A 23,233-nucleotide genomic window follows, 5' to 3' on the forward strand; every position below is an offset into this window, starting at 1 on the left:
GAGCGGGCGGTGCGGGTTCAGTCCAGCAGCCCGCGCAGCAGTTCGCGGATGCCTGGCCCCGGGTCGAAGTCCTCGGCGGGGAAGGCGAGTTGGTGGAAGGCGGCGCCGTCCATGTAGTCGAAGAGGATCTCGCAGTGCCGGTGCGGGTCCGGCGAGCCGAAGTGCTGTAGCCACTCCGCTCCCCAGCCGATGACGGTCTCCCGGCCGCGGGTGAGCGCCGGGCGGAGTTCGGGCCGGGCGGTGGCCTCCAGGTAGAGCGCGAAGCGGGCGGCGGTCCTGGCCCGCTCGGGTCCGGTCGCGTACTGGAGGAACCGGGTGACGGTGTCGGCGAGTTCGCCGGCGTCGGCCGGGCGGGCGGCCGCGGCGAAGTCCTCCCAGTCGCGGCGCTCCAGGACCTGGAGGTGGTCGACTATGCCGTCGATCAGGGCCGCCCGGTTGCGGAAGTAGTTGGAGGTGGTGCCGGACGGGACGCCTGCCGCGGCATCGACGGCCTGGTACGTCAGCCGCCGCGCCCCCTCGCTCCCCAGTACCTGGATCCCCGCGTCCAGCACCTGATCCCGCCGTCGTGCCACCCGAACGCCCTTCATCGTGCGCTTTTACTATGTTTGTAGTGCCAATCTACTACGGACACAGTACCGTGCCGCCATGACTCGGACACCGCCGTACGGCGCTGTCCGGCCCGCGCCCGCGCCCGGCGGCTGCCCGGCCTGCGGAACGCCGCGCTGCGGACCGCGGTGACGGTGGGCGGTCGGCTGGGCTGAGCGCCGCCGGGCGGATCGCCTCAGGCGCTGGGCGCGGCGAGCACCTCCGCGAGCTGCTCCGCCATCCAGTCGAGTTCGTCGGCCGCGATGACCAGGGGCGGGGCGAGGCGGATCGTGGAGCCATGGGTGTCCTTGGCGAGGATGCCCCTGGCCAGGAGCCGTTCGCAGGCCTCGCGCCCGGACATCAGCTGCGGGTCGATGTCGATCCCGCTCCAGAGCCCGCGGCTGCGGACAGCGCGGACACCGTGGCCTATGAGTCCTTCGAGCCGCTTGCGGTGCTGTTCGCCGAGCCGGGTGGCCCGCGCCTGGTATTCGCCGGTCCGCAGCAGCTCGACGACGGCGTGTCCGACGGCGGCGGCCAGCGGATTGCCGCCGAAGGTCGAGCCGTGGTTGCCGGGCCGGATGACACCGAGGGTCTCGCGACGGCCGACCACGGCAGAGACGGGCACGATGCCACCGCCGAGGGCCTTGCCCAGGATGTACAGATCCGGGGTGACGCCTTCCGCTTCGCAGGCGAAGGTGGTGCCGGTGCGGCCGAGACCGGACTGGATCTCGTCGGCCACGAAGAGGACGTTCTCCCGGGTGCACAGCTCGCGCACGGCCGGCAGGTACCCCTGCGGCGGGATCACCACGCCCGCCTCGCCCTGGATCGGTTCGAGCAGCACCGCCACGGTGTGCTCGTCGACCGCGGCCGCCAGCGCGTCGGCGTCCCCGTAGGGCACGGAGCGGAAGCCGGGCGTGAACGGGCCGAAGCCGTCCCGCGCGACGGGGTCCGAGGAGAAGCTCACGATCGTGGTGGTACGCCCGTGGAAGTTGCCGTCGGCGACGATGATGTTGGCGCGGTCCGCGGGCACGCCCTTGACCTCGTAGCCCCACTTCCTGGCCACCTTCAGGGCGGTCTCCACGGCCTCGGCGCCGGTGTTCATCGGCAGGACCAGGTCCATCCCGGCGAGTTCGGCGAGGTCCCGGCAGAACGGGCCGAGCCGGTCGTTGTGGAAGGCGCGGCTGGTGAGAGTGAGCCGTTCGAGCTGTTCCCGGGCCGCGGCCAGCAGCCGGGGGTGGCCGTGGCCGAAGTTGAGCGCCGAGTAGCCGGCCAGGCAGTCCAGGTAGCGGCGGCCGCCGACATCGGTCACCCATGCGCCCTGGCCGGAGGTGAGAACCACCGGCAGCGGCTGGTAGTTGCGGGCGGTGGCGGTCTCGGCGAGGTCGAGGTGCTGCCGGGCGTCGGGTGCGAGCGGGAGGTCGCCGGTGGTGCCGGTGGTGGTCATGGGTGGTGCCTCGTTCCTGAGTGGTGCGGGTGCGGGAGGGGATGTGGAAGGTGCGGGCGGTGCCGCGCTCGTGGCGGGTGTCAGGGCCGTGGGATGAACTGCTCCGCGGCGGCCACATAGCCGGCGAGCAGGGCGTGGGCGACGTCCCGCACTCGTTCGTCGGGCGGCAGGAACGTCGGGGAGTGCAGCTGTTCGGTGCCGCCGTGCGTCCCCACGAACAGCATCAGCGCGGGCATCCGCGCGGAGAAGTACGAGAAGTCGTCCGCGCCCGCGGACCGCAGATCGGTGGCGACCTTCAGTCCGAGGGACGCGAGCAGCGGCTGGGTCGCGGCGGTCAGTGCCGCGTCGTTGTCGAGCACCGGCTCGCCCCGGGTGATCCGGACATCCGCGGTGCAGCCGTACGCCTTGGCCACCAACTCGGCGGTCTCCACCAGCCGTTGATGGAGGAACTCGCGGTCGGCGGTCCGCATCGCGCGCAGGGTGCCGCCCGCCTCGGCGGAGCCGGGGACGACATTCGCCGCGGTTCCGGCGGCGAGTGTGGTGACGCTCAGCACCACGGAGGACATCGGATCGGTCTCACGGCTCACCAGGCTCTGGAGGGCGACCACGACATGGGCGAGGGTGACGACCGGGTCGCGGGTGAGGTGCGGGTAGGCCGCGTGGCCGCCGTCGCCCCGGACGGTCACGGTGAACTCGTCCGCCGAGGCGTTGACGCCACCGGGGGTGCAGGCGACGGTGCCCGCCGCGAGCAGCGGCTGGACATGCGCCCCGACGGCCGCCCGGCACTGCTCCCGGTCGAGGATCCCGTCCTCGGTGACGTCCTGCGCGCCGGAAGGATAGGTCTCCTCGCGGGGCTGCAATACGGCGAGCAGCGGGGCCGGGCCGCCGATCCGGTCCACCGCCCGCGCGAGGGCGACCAGCGCGGCCAGGTGCACATCATGACCGCAGGCGTGCATCACCCCCGGGTGCCGGGACTCCCAGGGCACCCCGGTCTCCTCGTGCACCGCCAGGGCGTCGAGTTCCCCGCGCACGGCGATGGCCGGACCGCCGCCGCCCACGCGGACCACGGCTCCGGTGCCGGCGACCTCCGTGGCCGCGTGCCCGCCGGGCAGCGCGGCGAGCACCAGCTCGCGGGTGGCGGCCTCGTCGCCGGACAGCCCGGGCCGGGCATGGAGTTGATGGCGCAGCTCGACGGCGCCGTCCAGCTCCAGTTCGAGCTGCGCCGCGAGGGCGGTGAGGGTGGTATCGCTGCTCATGCGCCGCCCTCCAGACCGTAGACCCGGCGGGCGTTGTCGTGTCCGATCATGCGGGCCACCCGGACCGCCTCATCGAGGTCCCATTCGCCGCTGCCGACCCACGGCGCCATCGCCCGCAGCATGCCGCGCCGCCACAACAGCGCGCCCAGATGGTGCAGTTCGGGCGGTCCCCAGGCGTCGCTGGAGAAGAGGATCTTGGCGAACGGAGCCAGCTCCAGCGATTCGGCGACCACGGCGTCGGAGCGCACCCCGGTGTAGTTCACCCCGAGCCCGACGTCGAAGAAGACATGCGGGAAGACCTGCGCCAGATACCCGGCGTTGCGGTGGAAGGGGTAGCAGTGCAGCAGCATCAGGTCGACGCCGTGCGGCTGCACATTCCTGATGAACCGGGTGAGCAGCAGCGGGTCGCAGCGGTGCAGTTCCACGTCCGGATCGCCGTATCCGGCGTGCAGTTGGATGGGCAGCCCCCGGTCGACGCCGGACCACAGCACGAAGCGCAGCAGCACGGGGTCGCTGACCCGGACGGTTCCGGTGCGCGCGCTATCGGCCAGCCAGGCCCCGGCCGCGGCGGTCACCTCGTCGTCGGACGGCCGCGCGGGGTCGAAGTCGAAGCCGAACCGGTAGGCGACGATGCTCTTGAGGCCGACCGCGTCCACGGTCCGTGCGGCGAGGGTCTCGCGGAACCGCTCGGGCAGGTCGGCCGCGGCCACACCGCTGCGGGCCACGTCCTCCAGCACCGACTCCAGCCGTACGATCTCGTCGACGGGGCGTCCGGAGGCCCGGGCCATCTCGTCGGTGCCGAGGATCTCCGCGCCGCCGTACCCGGTCTCCAGCAGGTAGTGGTCGATGCCCGAGGCCGCGAGCAGCCGGCGGTTGACCTCGGCCGCGCCCAGTTCGCGGCGCCGGGAGAGATAGGCCTCCGGCGCGGGGTGCGCGGGGAGGCCGAGGACCGGGGCGCACCAGCGGCGCACCGCGAACCCGATCTGCGAGTCGAACTGGGTCATCCACGGCGGGACCGGGCGGTCGGACTCGGTGAGCATCAGCTCCAGTCCGGCGCGGTCGACGTCGTCGCGGAGCGCGCCGTGGACATGGTGGTCCACGAGGGGAAGTTCCGCGAGCGCCGCCGCCAGGGCATCAGTAGACATCGGCAACCTTCCGGATACGTGCGGCCTCGTCCAGCCCGGCCAGCTGCGCGAGCTCGGACCGCTTGACCGACAGATGAGTGGCGAGCAGCCGCGGGTCGAACCACGACCGCACGACCTCGTCCGCTTCGAGTGCGTGCAGGGCCTCTTCGAGGGAGGAGGGGAGGGCGGGGACCCCGTCGAGCACCGCGGCGTCGGTGTCCTCCGGCCACACCGTGGGCTCGTCGTAGTCGCGGACCAGCCCTTCCAGCCCGGCGCGGAGCAGGACCCCCAGGGCGAGCCAGGGATTGGCGGTGGCGTCCGCCGCGCGGTACTCCAGGTTGAACTGGGCGGCGGGATCGGACCCGGCGAGCTGGGTCGTGGGGCAGATCCGCAGCAGCGACTCGCGGTTGTGCTCGGCCAGGAAGATCCCGCCGGCGCTCCAGCGGTGCGGAGTGAGCCGGAGGAAGGAGACCGGGCTCGGCGCCGTCCAGGCGGTCAGCGCCGGGGTGTGGCGCAGGATGCCGGCGGAGAACCGGGCGCCGAGCGCCGAAAGACGGCCCGGCCGCGCGGCGTCGAAGAGGACCGGACGGCCCTCGGCGTCCCGCAGGCTCAGATGGAGGTGGACCCCGTTGCCCACTCCGTCGGGTGCGAGGAGGGGCGCGAAGCTGACCGGCAGGCCACGACGGCGGGCGAGGTCGCGCACCAGCTCCTTGAGGAGGACGGCGCGGTCGGCGGCGGCCATCGCGGTACCGGGGCGCAGGGTGATCTCGAACTGGCCGTCCCCGTATTCCGGGAGCCAGTTCTCCGGCTGGAGCCCGGCCTGCTCCAGGAGCCGTACGAGGTCCGAGCCGAAGGGCTCCGCCTGGCGGAAGCGCTGGAGCGAGAACGGCGGGCTCGCCGGCAGTCCGCCGAGCACGAATTCGTGCTCGATGGCGGCGACCACCTCGATCCCGGTGCGCTCGCGCAGCTCCTCGACCGCGTTGCGGAGGAAGGTGCGCGGGCAGCAGGGCCAGGGTTCCCCGTCGGGCAGGGTCTGGTCGGCGAGGTAGAGCCGTTGCGCGGGCGCGTCCCCGTCCGCCGGGATGTCGACGCCGGTGGCCGGGTCCGGGATCAGCCGCAGGTCGCCCCGTGAACCGAAGACGTTGTCGGGCGCGATCGGGCCGAACGCGGAGATCGCGAGATCGGCCGGGACCCATCCGGTGCCGGAGCGCAGTGCGGAGGCCTGGTCCGCGGCGGGCACCGCACGCCCCCGTACCTGCCCGGCCAGATCGCAGGTGGCGACGAAGACGGTGGCGGCGTCGGTCATCGGGGAGTCCTCGGGTGCGGTGCGGAGAGCGGGGGAGGGACAAGGGGCGGCGGGACCGAGGAGTCCCGGCCCCGTCCCCTTCGTGCGCACCAGGGTCATGAGGGCACCTTTCGGTTCGGGGCGGGCAGCTGCGCGTCGGCGACCAGCTCGCCGGCCAGCCGGGCGCCGATGCGCCGGGTGAGAGAGGGGGCGAACAGGACGACCGCGACACCGGCCAGGCACCAGGCTGCGGCGATCCAGGGGAAGTAGGTGTAGGGGGCGCGCTGGCCGGTCGACTGCTGGAGGAAGACGAAGCCCAGATAGCCCAGCCCCGCGACCGGCACCACCAGTTCCCAGCGGGGGATACGGCCCCGGCCGGAGACGGTGAAGACGATCACCCCGACGCCGGCGACCGCGTACACCACCAGGACGCACAGCACGCCGAGGGTGGCGTACCAGTAGTACGTGTCGAAGGCGCCGGCCCCGGTCCCGTACATCACCGCGGCCAGCGCCGCCGCGACGGCGCCGCACACCCGCAGCGCCGTGGTCGGGGCACCGGTGACGGGGTGGGTGCGGGCGAGGGCGCGCGGCCCGAAGCCGTCCCGGGCCAGTGCCTGGACCATACGGGCGGCCGCCGCCGAGGAGGACAGCGCAGCGGCGAAGGCGGAGGCGACCGCGGTGAAGGCGATGACGAGCGCGAACCAGGTGCCGATGTACTGCCCGGAGAGCGACGACAGGGCCGACTCCGCCGCACCGAACTCGCGCACGCCCCGGGCGTCGGTGCCGAAGCCGATGGTCTGGGCGAACATCATCAGGACGTAGAGGCCACCGGTCAGCAGCACGCTGCCGGCCAGCGCGCGGGGGATGTTGCGCTTGGGGTCGTCGGTCTCCTCACCCAGCGACGCGCAGGCCTCGAACCCGGCCCAGGACAGGAAGGCGAAGACGGTGGCCGTCATGACCGCGCCGTACGTGGTGCCGCCGGCGGTGAACACCGACAGGTCCAGGCTCTGGTGCCGGGGCGCCGACCCCGTGGCGGCCCGCCCCATGACGACGGCGGCGAGCACCAGCATGGCGAGGATGCCGATGCCTTCCACGATCAGCAGGGTGCGGGCGGTGGTGCGGCCGTCGCGGGAGTTGAGCGCGGTGACGCCGACGGCCGCGAGGAGCGCGACGGCCACCCAGGGGCCGGTGGAGCGGATGCCCAGCGCGTGCAGGAAGGCCTGCGCGAAGACACCGGTCGCGGCGAGGGTGCAGACGAGAAAGGCGAGATAGGTGCCCAGCAGGGCGAAGCCGCCGAAGAAACCGGCGCGCGGGCCGATGGTGGCCCCGGCCAGGGCGTAGACGGAACCGGCCTGGTGGAAGTGCTGGGTCAGCCGCCAGAAGCCGTAGGCGACCAGGCCGACACCGAGGAGACCGAGAAGGAAGACGAGCGGGACGGCCTTGCCGACCGTGGCTGCCACTCCGGCCCCGTTGAGGCCCATGGCGAGCGTAGGCCCCATCAGACCGACGGAGAGGGTCAGCGCTTCCCACAAGCGCAGCTTGCGTGTTCGAGGGGGATTCGACACAGGGCGCTCCGAGGAGGAGACGGGGCTGCGTCCGCAGCAGCCCGAGTCCCGTCATGAAACATACGTTCCAGGGCGCGCGTCAATGGCTGTGCATGAAATATTCATTTCACGGCCTCACTCCATGGTGCGGTCGCCCGACGCCTCCTCCGCGGCCCGCATCCGCTCCTCCGCCGCCGCGCCCAGGCGCACATGCACCGCGGCCACCAGCGTCTCCACCACCGCCACCGGCGCCACGATGCTGTCGAACGGACTGGGCGCCTCGACCCGCACCGGCAGCACCACATCCGCGAACTCGGCCACGGGCGACAGCCACGGATCGGTGAACAGCACCACCCGCGCGCCGCGCTCATGCGCCAAACGGGCGAGCTCCACCGTGTCGCGCTGATAGCGCCGGAAGTCGAAGACCACACACACCTCCCGCCGCCCGAGATCCACCCGGAAGCCGCCGTCCTGGCCGGGGGCCGGTATGTGCACCTGGGTGCCCGGCCGCAGCAGGCGCAGATGCAGATCCAGGTACTCGGCCAGCAGCCGGGAGAACCGCCCGCCGAAGCTCACGATCCGCTTCGCCGGGTCACAGATCAGCTCCACCGCCCGGTCGAACTCCTGCTCCGGCAGCGCGGCGAAGGTCTGGCCCAGCGCCCCCCGGCCGACCTCCTCCGCCGCCTCGATCAGCTCCGAGGTCGGCGAGCTCTCGCTGACCACCGGCCGCAGGGTCAGCGGCGAGGCACGGCGCGCCTGCACCTCGTCCCGCAGCGACTGCTGGAACTGCCGGTAGCCGTCGAAGTCGAGCCGGGCGACGAAGCGGACCACGGTCGGCGGGCTCACCCCCGCCCGCGCGGCCAGCCCGGACGTCGACTCCAGGCCCGCCGCGGGGTAGTGCGCCATCAGCGCCCGGGCGATCTTGAGCTCCGCGGGCGACAGGGAGCCCTGGACCCGCCGCAGCCGCTCGGCCACCGTCGTCCCCGACTCCTGGCCCGCGCCCGCGTCCCCGCGCCCGCCCGACGGCGCACCCTGATCTCCTGGCCGACGATCCATCCGACTGCCTCTCCACTTGGTGATCACATGACACCACACCGGGCCGGGGCACCCACAGTGCCGCGGGGTGGCGGCGAAAACGCCGCTGTGCCGCGGTTCCGGAGGGGAACCGCGGCACAGCCGGGACGTGCGCCGAGCCGGATCAGCCCAGCAGCTCGTACGCGGGCAGCGTCAGGAACTCCGCGTAGTCCGCGTCCAGCGCCACCTTCAGCAGCAGGTCATGGGCCTGCTGCCACTTGCCCGAGGCGAAGGCGTCCGCGCCGATCTCGGCACGGATGGCGGCCAGTTGCTCCGCCGCGATCGTGCGCACCAGGTCCGCGGTGGCCTTCTCGCCGTTCTCGAAGACGACCCCGGCGTCGACCCACTGCCAGATCTGGGAGCGGGAGATCTCGGCGGTCGCGGCGTCCTCCATGAGGCCGAAGATGGCGACGGCACCCAGGCCGCGCAGCCAGGCCTCGATGTAACGGGTGCCGACCTGGACCGCGTCGATCAGGCCCTGGTAGGTGGGCTTGGCGTCGAGGGAGTCGATGGCGATGAGGTCGGCGGCCGAGACCGAGACGTCCTCGCGCAGGCGGTCCTTCTGGTTCGGCCGGTCGCCGAGTACCGCGTCGAAGGAGGCACGGGCGACCGGGACCAGGTCGGGGTGGGCGACCCAGGAGCCGTCGAAGCCGTCGCCGGCCTCCCGGTCCTTGTCGTTCCTGACCTTGGTGAGGGCCTGCTCGTTGGCCTCCGGGTCGCGGCGGTTGGGGATGAAGGCCGCCATCCCGCCGATCGCGTGCGCCCCGCGCTTGTGGCAGGTGCGGACGAGGAGTTCGGTGTAGGCGCGCATGAACGGCGCCGTCATCGTGACCGCGTTGCGGTCCGGGAGGACGAACTTGGCGCCGCCGTCACGGAAGTTCTTGACGATGGAGAAGAGGTAGTCCCAGCGGCCGGCGTTCAGGCCCGAGGCGTGGTCGCGCAGCTCGTAGAGGATCTCCTCCATCTCGTACGCGGCCGTGATGGTCTCGATCAGGACGGTGGCGCGCACCGTGCCCTGGGGGATGCCGACATAGTCCTGGGCGAAGACGAAGATCTCGTTCCAGAGGCGGGCCTCCAGGTACGACTCGGTCTTCGGCAGGTAGAAGTACGGGCCCTTGCCGAGGTCCAGGAGGCGCCGGGCGTTGTGGAAGAAGTACAGCCCGAAGTCCACCAGGGCGCCGGGCACCGGCCGCCCCTCGAACTGAAGGTGACGCTCGTCCAGGTGCCAGCCGCGCGGCCGCATGACGACGGTGGCGAGCTCCTCGGCGGCCTTGAGGGCGTACGACTTGCCGGACGCGGCATCGGTGAAGTCGATCCGGCGCTCGTAGGCGTCGATCAGGTTGAGCTGCCCGGAGATGACGTTCTCCCAGGTCGGCGCCGAGGCGTCCTCGAAGTCGGCGAGCCAGACCTTGGCGCCCGAGTTGAGCGCGTTGATGGTCATCTTGCGGTCGGTGGGACCGGTGATCTCCACCCGGCGGTCATTGAGCGCCGCGGGCGCCTCGGCGACCTTCCAGCTGTCGTCGGCGCGGACGGCCGCGGTCTCCGGGAGGAAGTCCAGCGTGCTGGTCCGGGCGATCTCGGCGCGGCGCTCGGCACGGCGGGCCAGCAGCTCGTCGCGGCGCGGGGTGAACCGGCGGTGAAGCTCGGCGACGAAGGTGAGCGCGGCGTCGGTGAGGACCTCTCCCTGGCGATCGGGGGTGTGCGCGGGATCGACGTCGGCGATGGCCAGCGGGGACGGCGCTGGTGCGGACATGAGCTGTCACTCCATTCAGCGGCGGTGCCCGGCGGCCGCAGGAACGCCGGGCGGCACGGGGTGCCGCGGGCTCCCGGATACGGTCGCGGGCGCCGACTGGGGTTCAGGGCGCTTCTGACCAGTGGAGACTAGTTTCCTTATCGCGGAACTTCAATGGTTTGTTGATGTCGAGATTCTCCGGCTCGACAGAAGTGGTGATCGAATGGCTCTCGGTGCCACACCGGTCACTCTCCATTACTCCCGCTCCCGGCCCGCCGAGTGCCCGCCGGCGCCCGCTCTCACTCCAGACGGTGAAGGTCCTCCGGCGTGTCGATGTCGTACGGCTCCGCGACATCGGAGCACTCGACGAGGGTGAGGACGTCCGCATGCCGCTGGAGATAGGCCCGCGCACCGCGGTCGCCCTCCGCGGTCGCCGCGATGTCCGCCCAGCGGTCGGCGCCGAAGAGCACCGGGTGCCCCCGCCGGCCGCCGTACGCCGCGGAGACGAGCGAGCCGCGCCCGCGGTACGCCGCCACCACCCGCGCCACCGCCGCGGCGCCGATGCCCGGCTGATCCACCAGGGACACCACCACCGCGTCCGCCCCGGACTCCGCCAGTGCGGCCAGTCCCGCCCGCAGCGAAGTGCCCATCCCCCGGGCCCAGTCCGGGTTCTCCGAGTGCTCGTACGCCGCCAGCTCGGCCCGTTCACGCACGGAAGCGGCGGCCGCGCCCAGCACGATGTGTACCGGGTGGCAGCCGCCGTCCCGCAGGGCCCGCGCGGCGTGCTCGACCAGCGGCCGTCCCCGGTGGTCGAGCAGCGCCTTGGGCCGTCCCCCCAGTCGCCGCCCGCCGCCCGCGGCGAGCAGCAGACCGGCCACCCTCCCCTCGGGCCGCCCGGCGCTCCGCGTCCCCTCAGGGGCGTCCGGCCGGGCGTGGTGCGGCAGTTCTCGCGGGTCTTCCGGTGTTGTCGGTGCCATGGGGACTGCTTACCTCATGGCACCCCGCTCCGCGCCCCGTTGGGGCGCGGCCGACCGGGTCAGGCCGCGTCACCGGCGGCCCGTGGCCGGGGGATGTGCGGCCGGAGCCGGTCCCGCAGCTGGTGCGTCCGTTCCTCGGCCTGCCGGCGTTCGGCGACATAGCGGTCTATGTGCTCCATCGTGATTTCCGAGGCGTCCGACAGGCCGTACGCGCGGCAGATGAGTTGGACGACGCTGACCCGACGGGGGTTCGAGCCGGTGTCGGGGCCGGAGTGGGGCTCCATGGCAATCTCCGATCCAGTGATATGCCGGATATTTCCTTGAAAGGGAGAATGCTCCATCGTGCCGCGCCATACGCATCAGATCCTGCGTGCCCACACCAAAGGGGGGCCGGGGGAACGTATGTGCCGACGCATCATCAGGCCATTTTTGGGCATCGTGCGCCAGGGCCGAGTCCGGGCCGCCTCGAACGCCAAAAGCCGTCGCGAAAGCGGCTCTTCGGACAAGGCGGCCGTTCGCCGACCGGCGATGTGAGGGTGCGGCGCCTGGCCGGATAAGGTTCTGCCCCGTTGCGGATGTTGTGGTCGTCGTGCCGACGTGGCGGGCCTATTTCTGAGCCGGGGGACGGTAGTAGTGGTGAACAGTTCAGGCGTGTCCGGAATCTTCCATCCGCTGGAAGGTGACGATCCGCGGGTGATCGCGGGCTATCGCCTCACGGCCAGGCTCGGCTCCGGCGGTATGGGCAAGGTCTATCTCTCCTACACCCCCGGCGGGCGGCCGGTGGCCATCAAGGTGATCCGCCCCGAGTTCAGCGAGGACGCGGAGTTCCGCCGCCGCTTCAAGCAGGAGGTGCAGTCAGCGCAGCGCGTCCAGGGCCTGTACACCGCGCCCGTCATCGACAGCGACGCCGAAGGCCACAGCCCCTGGCTCGCCACCGCGTACGTCCCCGGCCCCTCGCTCGCCGCGGCGGTCGCCGAACACGGCAAGCTGCCCGTGCCGACCGTGCTGCTGCTGGTCGCCGGGATCGCCGAGGCGCTTCAGGTCATCCACGGCGCGGGCATCGTGCACCGCGATCTGAAGCCGTCCAATGTGCTGCTGGCCGCCGACGGCCCGCGTGTCATCGACTTCGGTATCGCCCGCGCCGCCGACGCCACGTCCCTGACCAGCAGCGGCGTCACCGTCGGCACCCCCACCTTCATGGCGCCCGAGCAGGCCGCGGGCAGCACCATCAGCCCCGCCACCGATGTCTTCGCGCTCGGCCAGGTCGCCGCCTACGCGGCCATCGGCACCCCCGCGTTCGGTGAGGGCACCTCGCACGGTGTGCTCTACCGCATCGTCCACGAAGAGCCGGACCTGACCGGACTCCCCGACGAGCTGCGGGAGTTGGTGACCCGCTGCCTGTCCAAGGAGGCGTCGGACCGGCCGTCCGTCGCCGAGGTGATCGAGCTGTGCGGCGCCGCCTCCGGGCAGACGCAGCTGCGCCGCCCCGAGGAATGGCTGCCCACCGCCGTCGCCGCCGACATCACCACGCGCGCCGCCGCGCCCGCGCCCGCACAGACGCCGCCGCCCCCGCTGGAGGCGCCCACCGCGGGTGCCCCGGCCCAGCCGGCCCCGCCTGCTCAGGCCCCGGTTCCGCCGCAGCCGCCGACGCAGCCCGCGGCGCCGGTCGCGCCGGTGCCGACCGCGCTGAACCACCCGCAGACCCCGCCGCCCGGGTTCGGCCCGGCGGCCTACGCGCCGACCGCCGCCGGAGCCGGTGCGCCGACGGCCACGGGCCCGACGGCCACCGGGCCCACGGTCACCGGCCCGGCGATGACCGGCCCGACCGCCCCGGTGCCCGCCGCACAGCCGCCGAAGAAGAAGCGCAAGGGGCTGATCGCGGCCCTGGTGGTGGTCTGTCTGCTGGCCTTCGCGGGCGCCGGCGGCGCCGCCGTCTACACCGTCATGAAGAGCGACGGTCAGAAGAAGGGCAACCAGGCCACCGGCGACAGCAAGACGGCGAACAAGGGCGACTCGCCGACGCCCGCCGCGGACCCGACCGCGAGCCCCGGTGACGGCGACGACGACGCCCCGGCGCAGGACCCGACCCCGGTCGACTACAAGACCATCAACCTGCCCGCCGACTACCACATTTCGCTGGCCGACGAGCCGGTCCGTCCGGCCAACTCGGACAACGACACGGACATCGACTTCTCGTACACGGACAACTCCTACACGGACGACGAGGTCGACACCGAGACCGGCAAACTGGTGCTGCTCAACGCCGGCCAGGAGGGCACGCTCGCCACCTGCCGCAACGAGACCCGGTTCACCGACAAGATCCTGACCAAGCAGCTCTCCAAGGGCGCCCAGATGTGCCTCACCACCAAGTACGGCCATGTCGCCCTGATCACCTTCAAGGGCTACGCCCCGAAGTCCGACCCCAGCAGCTACATGACCATCGGCGTCCGGGTATGGCGCAACGCGGTGGAGCCGGAGCAGGACTCCTGAGGGGGTAGGGCGGCATCCGGTGGGGGAGGGGTGCGCTTCGCGGCCTGTGGCCGCTGGTTCCTGAGCCTTGCCGCTGGCTCCCCGCCCCCTCCCCCACCCCATCAGGGGTGGGCACCCTCGTCACTACACCCGCCCACCCCCCGAAGGGGGGTGGGCGGCGGGGAAAACTACGGCCCCGTCACGCCAAGGCCAGGCCAAGGCTGCCCAAGGCCAGGCCAAGGCTGCCCAAGGCCAGGCCAAGGCGTGGTCAGCCAAGGCCGCGTCAGCCAGGGCCACCTCAGCCAAGCCCGCGTGACAAAGCCCGCCTCAGCCAAGCCCCCATCAGGCCCCCGCCACGCCCACCCGATTCACCCACCCGATTCCCCCAGTGATCCGGTTTTTTCGCTCTCCGTATGGCGCGATCAGCACAGAGTGGCGTTAACTGTCCGGCATTGCGGAACGGGCAACGGCTTTGGAGGACGCCGTCGTTGTGGAACAGCTTCAGAAGGACCGACGAGTGACCGGGGCCGAGGGCGACCCACGGGTCCAGGAACTGCGCGGGGCAGTGGCCCGGCTGCGCCGCCAACTGGCCGTACTTCCGGGGGAGTTACCGGATCGGGTGGCCGCCGATGACGAGCTGGCCGCCTTGGACGCGATGGTGAGTCACGGGATGCCCGAGGTGCCCCGGCTGCGCCGTTCGCTCCTGCTGATCGCCGGGGCCGTCGGCTCCGTGAGTGCGCTGTCGCTCGCGCTGGCAGAGGTGCGCGAGGGTATCGACCGCTTCGGCCAGCTGCCGCGCGCCCGGTGACCACCACCGCGCAGCCCGGACCTGAGTCCGGCGCGCCGGTGTGCCGCACGGGCTCGCGGACGGGGAGTGCGCGCCGCGGCAGTGGTGGGCGGACCGGCGCCGTACGCCGCCTGCCGGCCCGCGAAGGGTGTGCCCGGTCCCGCTACGCCGGCGTCTGATTCGCGAGCGCCACCGACAGCTGCGCCGCGACGTCCTGAAGCACCGGCACGATCTTGTCCGTCGACGCCTCGGTCACGCGGCCGGTCGGGCCGGAGATGGAGATCGCCGCCGAGGTGGGGGAGTTGGGCACCGGCACCGCCAGGCAGCGGACGCCGATCTCCTGCTCGTTGTCGTCGACCGCGTAGCCGAGGCGGCGGACATCGTCGAGCGCTTCCAGGAAGCGGTCCGGGTCGGTGATCGTCTTGTCGGTCGCGGCGGGCATGCCGGTGCGGGCGAGCAGTGCGCGGACCTCCTCCGCCGGGTGGTGGGCCAGCAGGGCCTTGCCGACGCCGGTGGAGTGCGGCAATACCCGGCGGCCGACCTCGGTGAACATCCGTACCGCGTGCCGGGACGGGACCTGGGCGACATAGACGATCTCGTCGCCGTCGAGCAGCGCCATATTGGCGGTCTCGCCGGTCTCCTCGACCAGACGGGCCAGGAACGGCCGGGCCCAGGTGCCCAGCAGCCGTGAGGAGCTCTCGCCGAGCCGGATCAGCCGGGGGCCCAGCGCGTAGCGGCGGTTGGGCTGCTGGCGGACGTAGCCGCAGGCGACGAGCGTGCGCATCAGGCGGTGGATGGTGGGGAGCGGCAGCCCGCTGCTGGTGGAGAGCTCGCTCAGGCCGACCTCGCCGCCGGCGTCGGCCATCCGCTCCAGCAGGTCGAAGGCGCGCTCGAGGGACTGGACGCCGCCGCTGGCGCCTGGCTTGGCTTCGGCGGCGGAGGGGCTGGCGCTGGACGACGGCACGGAGCGTTCCTTTCGGGCGGGTCAGACCGGTCTCGGCTGGGGCGTACGGGCGCCGGGCCCGACCGGAGAAGCCTACCGGTCCCCTTACGTTGACACATGGACTCTCGCACACCCGTTCCCGCCGGTCAGGCCCGCTTTGTCCCATGAGGGTCACGGGCGGGCGCAGACCTGGCCCCGATCCCTTGACGGTGCCAGTGGCCATAGCTACGTTCTGCTGCGCGAAACATACTGTCCATTCTGTGGAATCCTCCAAATCGCTGGAGCGTCATGCGCATTCTCGTCATGAACCCGAACACCACGGCTTCCATGACCGCTTCGATCCGCGCCACCGCCACCACAGCCGCCGCCCAGGGCACCGAGATCATCGCCACCGAACCCCTCTGGGGGCCGGAGTCCATCGAGGGCCACTTCGAGGGGTATCTCAGCGCCGCGGCCGTCCTGGACCGGCTCGCCACCCTCGACCTGTCCTTCGACGCGCTGGTCATGGCCGGTTTCGGCGAACCGGGCCGGGAGGGCGCCCAGGAGCTGCTGGACGTACCCGTCCTGGACATCACCGAGAGCGCCGCCCAGATGGCGATGATGCTCGGCCACGCCTACGGCATCGTCACCACCCTCGACCGTGCCGTACCGCAGATCCGGGACCGGCTGCTGACCGCGGGACTCCTCCAGCGCTGCGCCGCGGTCCGGGGCACCGGGCTCGGCGTCCTGGAGCTGGAGGAGGACGCGGAGCGGACCGTCGAAGTGATCATCGAGACCGCCCGGGAGGTCGTCCGGGACGGCGCCGAGGTGATCTGTCTGGGCTGCGGCGGGATGGCCGGGCTCCAGGAGAAGGTCGCCGCGGCGCTGGGTGTGCCGGTGGTGGACGGTGTCGCCGCGGCGGTGAAGTTCGCGGAGGCGGTCGTCGGCCTCGGGCTGACCACCAGTACGGGACGGAGTTTCGCGCCGCCCCGCCCGAAAGTCATCGGCTCCTGGCCGCTGAGCGCCCATCTGTCTCCGGGGCGCGCTCAGGTCTCCCCACGGCACACCGCATTTTCGGCACAGACATCAGGCATCTGACAAATAATTCTCGTAATTCCCGAGCTCCACCCCATCTGCCTGGGAGGACACGTGACCACCACCCCGAAGCCCCCACCGCCGGACCCGCGCCTCTTCAACGAGGACCTCGCGCCGGCCCCCGAGCGCAAATGGGGCACGTACAGCATCTTCGCGCTGTGGATGTCCGACACCCACGCGATCAGCAATTACGCCTTCGCCGCCAGCCTGTTCGTGCTCGGCCTGCCGGCCTGGGAGGTGTTCGTCGCGCTGCTGGCCGGCATCTCGATCGTCTACTGGCTGATGAACCGCATGGGCCACGCCGGACACCGGACCGGCGTCCCCTACCCGGTGCTCGCCCGGGCGAGCTGGGGCGTGTACGGCGCCAATATCCCCGCGCTGCTGCGCGCGATCATGGCCGTGGCCTGGTACGGCATCCAGACCTGGCTGGCCTCGACCGCCGTGGTCCTGCTGACCCTTCAGCTCGCGCCGGGCCTGGAGGTCTATCACCACAACTCCGTGCTGGGGCTGTCCACCCTGGGCTGGATCGCGTTCATGGTGATGTGGGGGCTTCAGGCCGTGCTGCTGACCCGCGGCATGGAGTTCATCCGCAAGGTGCAGGACTTCGCGACCGGCCCGGTGGTCTGGCTCGTGGTGCTGGCGCTCGCCGTGTATCTCGTCGTCAAGGCCGGTGGTGACATCTCGCTGACCCGCAGCCTCACCGGGCTCAGCGGCTCCGCGCAGCTCGAACAGAGCCTCATCGCGGTCAGCCTGACCGTGGCCACCTTTCTGACCCTGGTCCTCAATTACGCGGACTTCGCCCGCTTCACGCCCGATCACCGCTCCTACCGGCGCGGCAATCTGATCGGGCTGCCGGTGAACTTCACCGCCTTCGCGGTGGTCGCCGTGCTGGTCACCGCGGGCACCATCTCGGTCTTCGGGGAGGCGATCTACGACCCGGTGAAGGTGATCCAGAAGATCGACAACCCGGTGGTCACCGTCATCGGCGCGCTGGCCTTCATCGTCGCCACCATCGGCATCAATGTCGTCGCCAACTTCGTCTCGCCCGCCTACGACTTCGCCAATCTCGCGCCGAAGTATCTGAACTTCCGGCGCGGCGGCATGATCACCGCGGTGCTGGCCGTCGTCGTCATGCCCTGGAAGCTGTACTCCTCGGCACTGGTGATCCAGTACTTCCTGGGGGCGCTGGGCGCCTTCCTCGGTCCGTTGGTGGCGATTCTGCTCGTTGACTACTACCTGCTGCGCCGGGGCCGGATCGATGTCGATGCACTGTTCTCGGCCGATGCACGAGGGGCTTATTTCTACCGGCGGGGCTACAACCCGCGGGCCGTGCTCGCCTTCCTGCCGGCCGCCGCGGTCTCGGCCGCGCTCGCGCTGGTCCCGGTCTTCGAGGTGGTCGCGCCGTTCTCCTGGGTCTTCGGAATGGGACTCGCCGGCGGGCTCTACGCCCTGCTCCCGGGCCGTGACCGGTCCACCGCGGGTGCCGGACCGATCCCGGACGGGATCATCCCGTCGCAGGTCAGCGCCGCTGTGGTGGGGGAGCCGGTGGCGTCGGAGGGAGCCGGGGCGGTCGTCGTGCCGGTGCCGGCCGAGGGGTCTTGACGGGCCGGGGTCCGGAGTGAAGACTCGTTCAACAGATTGTTGAATGGGTGGGGCGTCCGAGTGTGCAGGGCACGCTCCGGAGGGCACGGCCACCCCGGCGGCCGTGCACCCCACCCGCCCACACGCCACGATGAGAACAGCTACGAGGAGGGGACCGGGTGTCCGAAACAGAGCTGGTGCTGCGCTCCCGGCGCGTCGTCACCCCAGAGGGCACGCGCGCCGCGTCCGTCGTCGTCAAGGACGGCAGGATCGCCGCGGTGCTGCCGTACGACGACCGGGCTCCGGCCGGGGCGCGGGTCGAGGACTTCGGTGACGACGTCCTGCTGCCCGGCCTCGTCGACACCCACGTCCACGTCAACGACCCCGGCCGCACCGAGTGGGAGGGCTTCTGGACCGCCACCCGCGCGGCCGCGGCCGGCGGGATCACCACCCTCGTGGACATGCCGCTCAACAGCCTCCCGCCCACCACCACGGCCGCCCACCTCGACACCAAGCGCGCGGTCGCCCGCAGCAAGGCCCATATCGACGTCGGCTTCTGGGGCGGCGCGATCCCCGGCAACGTCAAGGACCTGCGCCCGCTGCACGACGCCGGGGTCTTCGGCTTCAAATGCTTTCTGTCGCCGTCCGGCGTGGACGAGTTCCCCGAGGTCGACCAGCGGCAACTGGCCGCCGCCCTCGGCGAGATCGCGGGCTTCGACGGCCTGCTGATCGTGCACGCCGAGGACCCGGGCCACCTGGACGCGGCCCCCCAACCGCACGGCCCCAAGTACGCCGACTTCCTCGCCTCCCGCCCGCGGATCTCCGAGAACGACGCCATCGCCGGGCTGATCGTGCTCGCCCAGCGGCTCGACGCACGGGTCCATGTCCTGCATCTGTCCTCCAGCGACGCGCTGCCGCTGATCGCCGCCGCCAAGCGCGAGGGCGTCCGGATCACCGTCGAGTCGTGCCCGCACTTCCTGACCCTGACCGCCGAGGAAATCCCGGACGGCGCAACGGAGTTCAAGTGCTGCCCGCCGATCCGGGAGGCCGCCAACCAGGACGCCCTGTGGGAGGGCCTGGCCGACGGCACCATCGACTGCATCGTCTCCGACCACTCGCCGTCCACCGCCGACCTCAAGACCGCCGATTTCGGCGCGGCCTGGGGCGGCATCTCCTCCCTCCAGCTCGGGCTGCCCGCCATCTGGACCGACGCCCGCGAGCGCGGCCACACCCTCGACGACGTGGTGCGCTGGATGGCCACCGCACCGGCGGCGCTGGTCGGCCTCGACCGGAAGGGCGCCATCGAGCCCGGCCGGGACGCGGACTTCACCGTCCTCGCCCCCGAGGAGACCTTCACCGTCGACCCGCAGGCCCTCCAGCACCGCAACAAGATCACCGCCTACGCCGGAAAGACCCTGTACGGCGTCGTACGGTCCACCTGGCTGCGCGGCCGCCGGATCAACGACGGCGCCACCCTCACCGAACCCACCGGCGAACTGCTCGAACGGCCGCACCGCCCATGACCGCGGACAGTATGCGGCGGGTGGTCGCGCGGCATGACGAGCTGAGCGGCTGACGGTTCCGGGGGCCGGGTCCGGCGCCCCGGCGCCCGGCCGGTTCACTCGGCTACGGAGTGCCAGAACATGAGCTCGTACGCCTGGAGGAGACGGCCGTAGCGATGTGCTGTGGCCGGCTGCGCCTGACCGGTGTCGAGGCCGTGCTGGACCGCCTCGCGCGCCTTCTCCTCGACGGCCGGGGCCGGCTCGGCGAAGAGGGCGAAGAAGCCGCGGGCCGCCTCGGGGAAGCCGTAGTGGTCGCGCATCGCCGCCGCCACGGTCGCGCAATAGCCGCCCCAGGCAGCGAAGTTGGCGGTCAGCGCGATCGCCACATCGGCCGGCTCGCCGCCCAGTGCGAGCCGTGCCGCGTAGGACGGATAGGCCTGGCAGCCGGGCCGCGGCTGGTAGGCCGCGATCTGCCGCTCGGTCAGCTCACAGGCGTCCGCCAGCCCGGCCAGCTGCTTCAGCGCCCGCGTCTCGCCCTGGGCGAGCAGATCGAAGAAGTCGGCGACGGGCGGGTCGCCGTCCGCCCGCCGCGCCAGATGCTGGAAGCTGAGCCGGTCGGCGGCGATCACCTGGTGCTGTTCGAGGGCGAAGGTGGCGAACACGGAGCGCGGCGCCGCACCCGCCTCGATCTGTGCGACCAGCCGGTTGGCGGCGGAGTCCGGGGCGAGCGCGCGGACCGCGTCGTCCAGCACGACGGCCGCGGTCGGACGAGGGGCATCGGGGGCGGTTCGGGCCATGAGTCGGTCTCCTCCGGGGCGAGGGCGGTGGCCAGCACCTCAGATTAGGGCGCGGGGCCGCCGCCGCGGGGGAGATGACGCGACGCCGACGGGCGAACCGCCGTCGTCCGCGGAAGGGGAACGCGGCACACCGCCGGGCGTGCCGCGTCCGCCCCGCACCGGGCGCTACGGGACGCACCACGCGGCCCGTCCCCATCGGTCGCCCCTCAGTGCACCACCACCTCATTGACCTCGGGCGCCGCGGTCCCGGCCCGCCACACCAGCCGGACCCCTTCGACCGCGCCGTCACCGACCGGAAGGCGCGTATAGGCGCCGGACAGGGTGCCGAGGGTGCGCCAGGCGCCGCCCGTGCGGACCTCGACCCTCGCCGCCCCGGATGGCGCGCCCTGCGGCCGCAGTACGACCACGGACCGCGCCGCGCGGGGTGCGTCGGGCGTGAACTCCAGGGCCTCGCCGGGCTGCGCCGCCCGTGCCGCGCGATAGCCGGTCGCCGGATCGCCGTCCGCCGCCGACCGCAGCGCGCTGCCCTCCGCCGCGGGCGGGCCTCCGGCCACCGTGCCCGCGTCGGCCCCGGCCACCGCGAACTCCCGCACCACCAGCCAGTTGTCCTGCGCCTGGGTGGCCCGGGCACGGACGTACCGGGCCCGGACACCGGCCGGCGGCTCGACGCGCACCTCGGCCTTCCCGTCGAACGCGGCCAGCCGCTGCCAGCTCTTCCCGTCCGACGAGTACTCCAGGACGCCGTGCCGCAGATAGTCGTCCGGGCTGCCGCTCTTGCCCATCGCCAGAGTGACGGCCCCCAACGGACGCTCGGCGTGCAGATCCAGCGCCACGAAGGAACCGGCCTTGGGCCCCGCGCCGCTCCAGAAGTACGTGGCGTCATCGCCGTCAGTCATACGGGAGACCGCGTTGTCCTGGTAGACGGAGAGATCCGTCGAGCCCTCGGGGCGGCCGGTGACGCCCAGCGCCCGGTCGTGCGCGGCCACCGCGCCCTCGACGAAGGTGTCCAGCACCCCGTCGGCCACCAGCACCGGAATCCGCTTCCCGGTCATGTCCACATACACGAACGACCTTGCCGTCCGCACCAACTCCGGGATCTGCTGCCGTAGTTTCCAGGCCCGCGCGCCGTCGTCCGCCTTGATCGCCTCGATCAGCCGCAGTGCCGTACGGGCCGCGACGCCCCAGGCCCGGGTCGCGTCCAGCCACGGCGCACTGTCCTGCACAAAGCCCCGGTCGGTGAGCCGTTCGCGCAGCACCGCCGGTGCCTCCTGAAGGTTCCGCAGTACCGCATCGAGTCGCCGCGCCTCGCCGTCCTTCCCGAACTTCTCGATGGCGGCGGCCAGTTCGGGCGCCTGCCGCGGGTTGAGCGACGAGGCGTAATGGGCATCCGCGAAGGCCCGCAGCGCCCGTGCCGTACGGGCGTCACCGCCGGCCAGCTCCTCGATCGCCCCGCCCCAGGAGGTCCGGGCGTCATACGCCGAGTCGTTCCACGCGTAGTCCGCCACGGTGTACAGCGCGAGCTTGGACGCCGCGGGCTGGATCATCGGGTTCGCGGTGATCCCCGCCAGCTGCTCCGGCAGCCCCTTCTCCCGGCCGTTGAACGGCCCGAGCAGCAGCCGGTTGGTCACATAGTCGTTGACCGGGTAGTTGTCCCAGGTCAGGATCGGATGCCCGAAGACCTCCCGGGCCTGCCGGGCCTGGGCGACGGTCATCGTCGGCGCGATCACCCCCACCCCCGTCCACTCCACCAGCACATCCTTGTCCAGTTGAGTGGCCAGCGCCTTCTTGTACGGCGACGGCTTCACGTCGTAGTACTCGGTCGGCACCATCTGGAGCGGCTCGGCGCCCGGATGCCGGGCGATGAACTCCTGGTTGACGCGGTTGAGCAGATGCGCCTGCGCGGCACCGGCCGCCCCGCCACCGGTCCCGAACCGGTCCTTGTCCGCCGCACAGTTCCAGTCCGTGTAACTGATGTCGTCCAACGGCACCGCGAAGGTCCGCACGCCGATGTCCCACAACGTCGCGAACTTGGCGGTCAGCGCCCGGAGATCCGCGTCGGAGCTGTAGCAGACGGACAACCCCGGGGAGAGCGCATAGGTGAACTCCACATGCCGCGTCCGCGCCCGGTCCACCAGCTCCTTGATCTGCGCCAACTGGTCCGCGGGGTACGGATCGCGCCACTTCTCCCGTAGATAGGCATCGTCCTTCGGCGAGTACACATAGAGGTTCATCTTGTGCGCACCGTAGAAGTCCAGCTGGTCGAGGCGGGCCCGGTGCGACCACGGGGTGCCGTAGAACCCCTCGATGACGCCGCGCAGCGGGGTGGCCGGCCAGTCCCGTACGACGGTGCCCGGCACCCGGGCGCCCCACCGCTCCGCATGCGGCAGCAGTTGCCGCAGCGACTGCGCCGCGTAATAGGTCCCGGCGGCGTCCTTGCCCGCCAGCGCGATCCGCCCCGCGCCGACGGCCAGCGCATACCCCTCGGCGGGCAACCCGTCGGTGCCCCGCGCGCCCAGCTCCGCCAGCGCCCGCGCCGCGCCCGCGCCGTCCACATACACCGACAACTGCCCGCCGCCCGGCGCCTGTTCGGCCCGCACGACCCGCTGCGCACCGGCATCCTTCAGCGATGTCTCGACGACGGCCAACGCCGCCGCGTCGGCGCGCGGCCCGGCGACGACGGTCACGGCCGGGGTGACGGCGACCTGGTCGGACCGGCTCCGGACGGACCGGGGCGTGGGCGAAATGGCCCGGGACGCGGCGGCTCCGGGGTGGTCCCGGGCGCCGTCCCGCCCCGCTTTCCCGCCGGAGCCCGGCGGCCCCGCCATGCCCGTCAGCGGGATCAGGGCCAGGGCCATGGCCAGCGCGGTGGCCGCCGCGGTGCGCGTACGGTGCATCCTTCGGTCCTCCTCGGTGCGGCGAGGTTCAGGGACGGAGTCGTGCGACCTCTTCGCGCCAGCAGGCTTCACCTGGCCACCCCATCGGGGCAATGGACTTTCGGACCGAAGTGATGGACGTTGCCACCGTTCCGATGGACGTTGCCACCGTTCCGCGCAGCGCCC

18 protein-coding genes are annotated in these 23,233 nt (G+C 72.2%); 5 read left to right on the plus strand and 13 right to left on the minus strand.

The genetic code is table 11. The features are described 5' to 3' along the window. Window positions 1-17: 17 nt before the first annotated feature. From CP981_RS30750 to CP981_RS30795, 10 genes are all read right to left on the minus strand, one after another. Window positions 18-572, minus strand: coding sequence for a TetR/AcrR family transcriptional regulator (locus CP981_RS30750; RefSeq protein WP_085927865.1), 555 nt, complete (start codon window positions 570-572; stop codon window positions 18-20). A gap of 209 nt (window positions 573-781) precedes the next feature. After that, window positions 782-2,029 carry an ornithine--oxo-acid transaminase gene (gene rocD, locus CP981_RS30755; RefSeq protein ID WP_085927864.1) on the minus strand — a complete coding sequence of 416 codons (1,248 nt, stop codon included), beginning with the start codon at window positions 2,027-2,029 and terminating at the stop codon, window positions 782-784. Between the two features lie 80 nt (window positions 2,030-2,109). Continuing rightward, entirely contained in the window at window positions 2,110-3,285 is a 1,176-nt protein-coding gene (locus tag CP981_RS30760; RefSeq protein WP_085927863.1) for a M20 metallopeptidase family protein, read from the minus strand. After that, the gene (locus CP981_RS30765) at window positions 3,282-4,430 is read right to left on the minus strand and encodes an amidohydrolase family protein (RefSeq protein ID WP_085927862.1); all 1,149 of its coding nucleotides are present in this window, start codon (window positions 4,428-4,430) and stop codon (window positions 3,282-3,284) included. The genes CP981_RS30760 and CP981_RS30765 overlap by 4 nt, the downstream gene beginning before the upstream one ends. Continuing rightward, complete coding sequence (locus CP981_RS30770; protein WP_167536169.1) at window positions 4,420-5,715, minus strand: glutamine synthetase family protein; 1,296 nt, start codon at window positions 5,713-5,715, stop codon at window positions 4,420-4,422. The genes CP981_RS30765 and CP981_RS30770 overlap by 11 nt, the downstream gene beginning before the upstream one ends. A gap of 95 nt (window positions 5,716-5,810) precedes the next feature. Next, window positions 5,811-7,259 carry an APC family permease gene (locus CP981_RS30775; protein WP_085927860.1) on the minus strand — a complete coding sequence of 483 codons (1,449 nt, stop codon included), beginning with the start codon at window positions 7,257-7,259 and terminating at the stop codon, window positions 5,811-5,813. Between the two features lie 114 nt (window positions 7,260-7,373). Then, window positions 7,374-8,294 (minus strand): MurR/RpiR family transcriptional regulator, encoded by a 921-nt coding sequence (locus CP981_RS30780; RefSeq protein ID WP_244329859.1) that lies wholly within the window; start codon window positions 8,292-8,294, stop codon window positions 7,374-7,376. Window positions 8,295-8,436: 142 nt separating this feature from the next. After that, on the minus strand, window positions 8,437-10,065 hold the full coding sequence (gene aceB / locus CP981_RS30785) for a malate synthase A (protein ID WP_085927858.1): 1,629 nt from the start codon (window positions 10,063-10,065) through the stop codon (window positions 8,437-8,439). A 278-nt stretch (window positions 10,066-10,343) separates the two neighbouring features. Beyond that, on the minus strand, window positions 10,344-10,922 hold the full coding sequence (locus tag CP981_RS30790) for a nucleotidyltransferase family protein (RefSeq protein WP_085927857.1): 579 nt from the start codon (window positions 10,920-10,922) through the stop codon (window positions 10,344-10,346). 158 nt (window positions 10,923-11,080) lie between these two features. Then, complete coding sequence (locus tag CP981_RS30795; protein ID WP_085927856.1) at window positions 11,081-11,305, minus strand: hypothetical protein; 225 nt, start codon at window positions 11,303-11,305, stop codon at window positions 11,081-11,083. A 367-nt stretch (window positions 11,306-11,672) separates the two neighbouring features. On the opposite strand from CP981_RS30795, the gene CP981_RS30800 reads away from it, so the two are divergent. After that, a complete protein-coding gene (locus tag CP981_RS30800) occupies window positions 11,673-13,511 on the plus strand; it encodes a serine/threonine-protein kinase (RefSeq protein WP_244329860.1) in 1,839 nt (612 codons plus the stop codon). A gap of 496 nt (window positions 13,512-14,007) precedes the next feature. Next, window positions 14,008-14,298, plus strand: coding sequence for a DUF5955 family protein (locus CP981_RS30805; RefSeq protein WP_085927854.1), 291 nt, complete (start codon window positions 14,008-14,010; stop codon window positions 14,296-14,298). A 142-nt stretch (window positions 14,299-14,440) separates the two neighbouring features. Here CP981_RS30805 and CP981_RS30810 read toward each other — a convergent pair whose 3' ends face one another. Then, complete coding sequence (locus CP981_RS30810; protein WP_085927853.1) at window positions 14,441-15,241, minus strand: IclR family transcriptional regulator; 801 nt, start codon at window positions 15,239-15,241, stop codon at window positions 14,441-14,443. Between the two features lie 267 nt (window positions 15,242-15,508). Between CP981_RS30810 and CP981_RS30815 the strand changes: the two genes are divergently transcribed. From CP981_RS30815 to allB, 3 genes are all read left to right on the plus strand, one after another. Beyond that, entirely contained in the window at window positions 15,509-16,297 is a 789-nt protein-coding gene (locus tag CP981_RS30815) for an aspartate/glutamate racemase family protein (protein WP_085927852.1), read from the plus strand. A 51-nt stretch (window positions 16,298-16,348) separates the two neighbouring features. Next, window positions 16,349-17,896 (plus strand): NCS1 family nucleobase:cation symporter-1, encoded by a 1,548-nt coding sequence (locus CP981_RS30820; protein WP_085927851.1) that lies wholly within the window; start codon window positions 16,349-16,351, stop codon window positions 17,894-17,896. Between the two features lie 158 nt (window positions 17,897-18,054). Further along, entirely contained in the window at window positions 18,055-19,398 is a 1,344-nt protein-coding gene (gene allB / locus CP981_RS30825; protein ID WP_085927850.1) for an allantoinase AllB, read from the plus strand. A 95-nt stretch (window positions 19,399-19,493) separates the two neighbouring features. Here the strand turns inward: allB and CP981_RS30830 are convergent, their stop codons facing one another. Together CP981_RS30830 and CP981_RS30835 are read right to left on the minus strand one after the other, a co-directional pair. Continuing rightward, window positions 19,494-20,174 carry a thiaminase II/PqqC family protein gene (locus CP981_RS30830; RefSeq protein WP_085927849.1) on the minus strand — a complete coding sequence of 227 codons (681 nt, stop codon included), beginning with the start codon at window positions 20,172-20,174 and terminating at the stop codon, window positions 19,494-19,496. Window positions 20,175-20,380: 206 nt separating this feature from the next. Continuing rightward, window positions 20,381-23,068, minus strand: a complete 2,688-nt coding sequence (locus CP981_RS30835) for a glycoside hydrolase family 84 protein (protein WP_085927848.1) — start codon at window positions 23,066-23,068, stop codon at window positions 20,381-20,383. Window positions 23,069-23,233 lie beyond the last annotated feature (165 nt).

The sequence above is a fragment of the Streptomyces platensis genome (genome assembly GCF_008704855.1).
GTDB classification, from domain to species: domain Bacteria; phylum Actinomycetota; class Actinomycetes; order Streptomycetales; family Streptomycetaceae; genus Streptomyces; species Streptomyces platensis.

Bases quoted from the DNA above. Each gene is read 5' to 3' on its own strand.
- rocD (WP_085927864.1), bottom strand. From the start codon at position 2,029: ATGACCACCACCGGCACCACCGGCGACCTCCCGCTCGCACCCGACGCC.
- CP981_RS30760 (WP_085927863.1), bottom strand. From the start codon at position 3,285: ATGAGCAGCGATACCACCCTCACCGCCCTCGCGGCGCAGCTCGAACTG.
- CP981_RS30765 (WP_085927862.1), bottom strand. From the start codon at position 4,430: ATGTCTACTGATGCCCTGGCGGCGGCGCTCGCGGAACTTCCCCTCGTG.
- CP981_RS30770 (WP_167536169.1), bottom strand. From the start codon at position 5,715: ATGACCGACGCCGCCACCGTCTTCGTCGCCACCTGCGATCTGGCCGGG.
- CP981_RS30780 (WP_244329859.1), bottom strand. From the start codon at position 8,294: ATGGATCGTCGGCCAGGAGATCAGGGTGCGCCGTCGGGCGGGCGCGGG.
- aceB (WP_085927858.1), bottom strand. From the start codon at position 10,065: ATGTCCGCACCAGCGCCGTCCCCGCTGGCCATCGCCGACGTCGATCCC.
- CP981_RS30795 (WP_085927856.1), bottom strand. From the start codon at position 11,305: ATGGAGCCCCACTCCGGCCCCGACACCGGCTCGAACCCCCGTCGGGTC.
- CP981_RS30815 (WP_085927852.1), top strand. From the start codon at position 15,509: ATGCGCATTCTCGTCATGAACCCGAACACCACGGCTTCCATGACCGCT.
- CP981_RS30830 (WP_085927849.1), bottom strand. From the start codon at position 20,174: ATGGCCCGAACCGCCCCCGATGCCCCTCGTCCGACCGCGGCCGTCGTG.
- CP981_RS30835 (WP_085927848.1), bottom strand. From the start codon at position 23,068: ATGCACCGTACGCGCACCGCGGCGGCCACCGCGCTGGCCATGGCCCTG.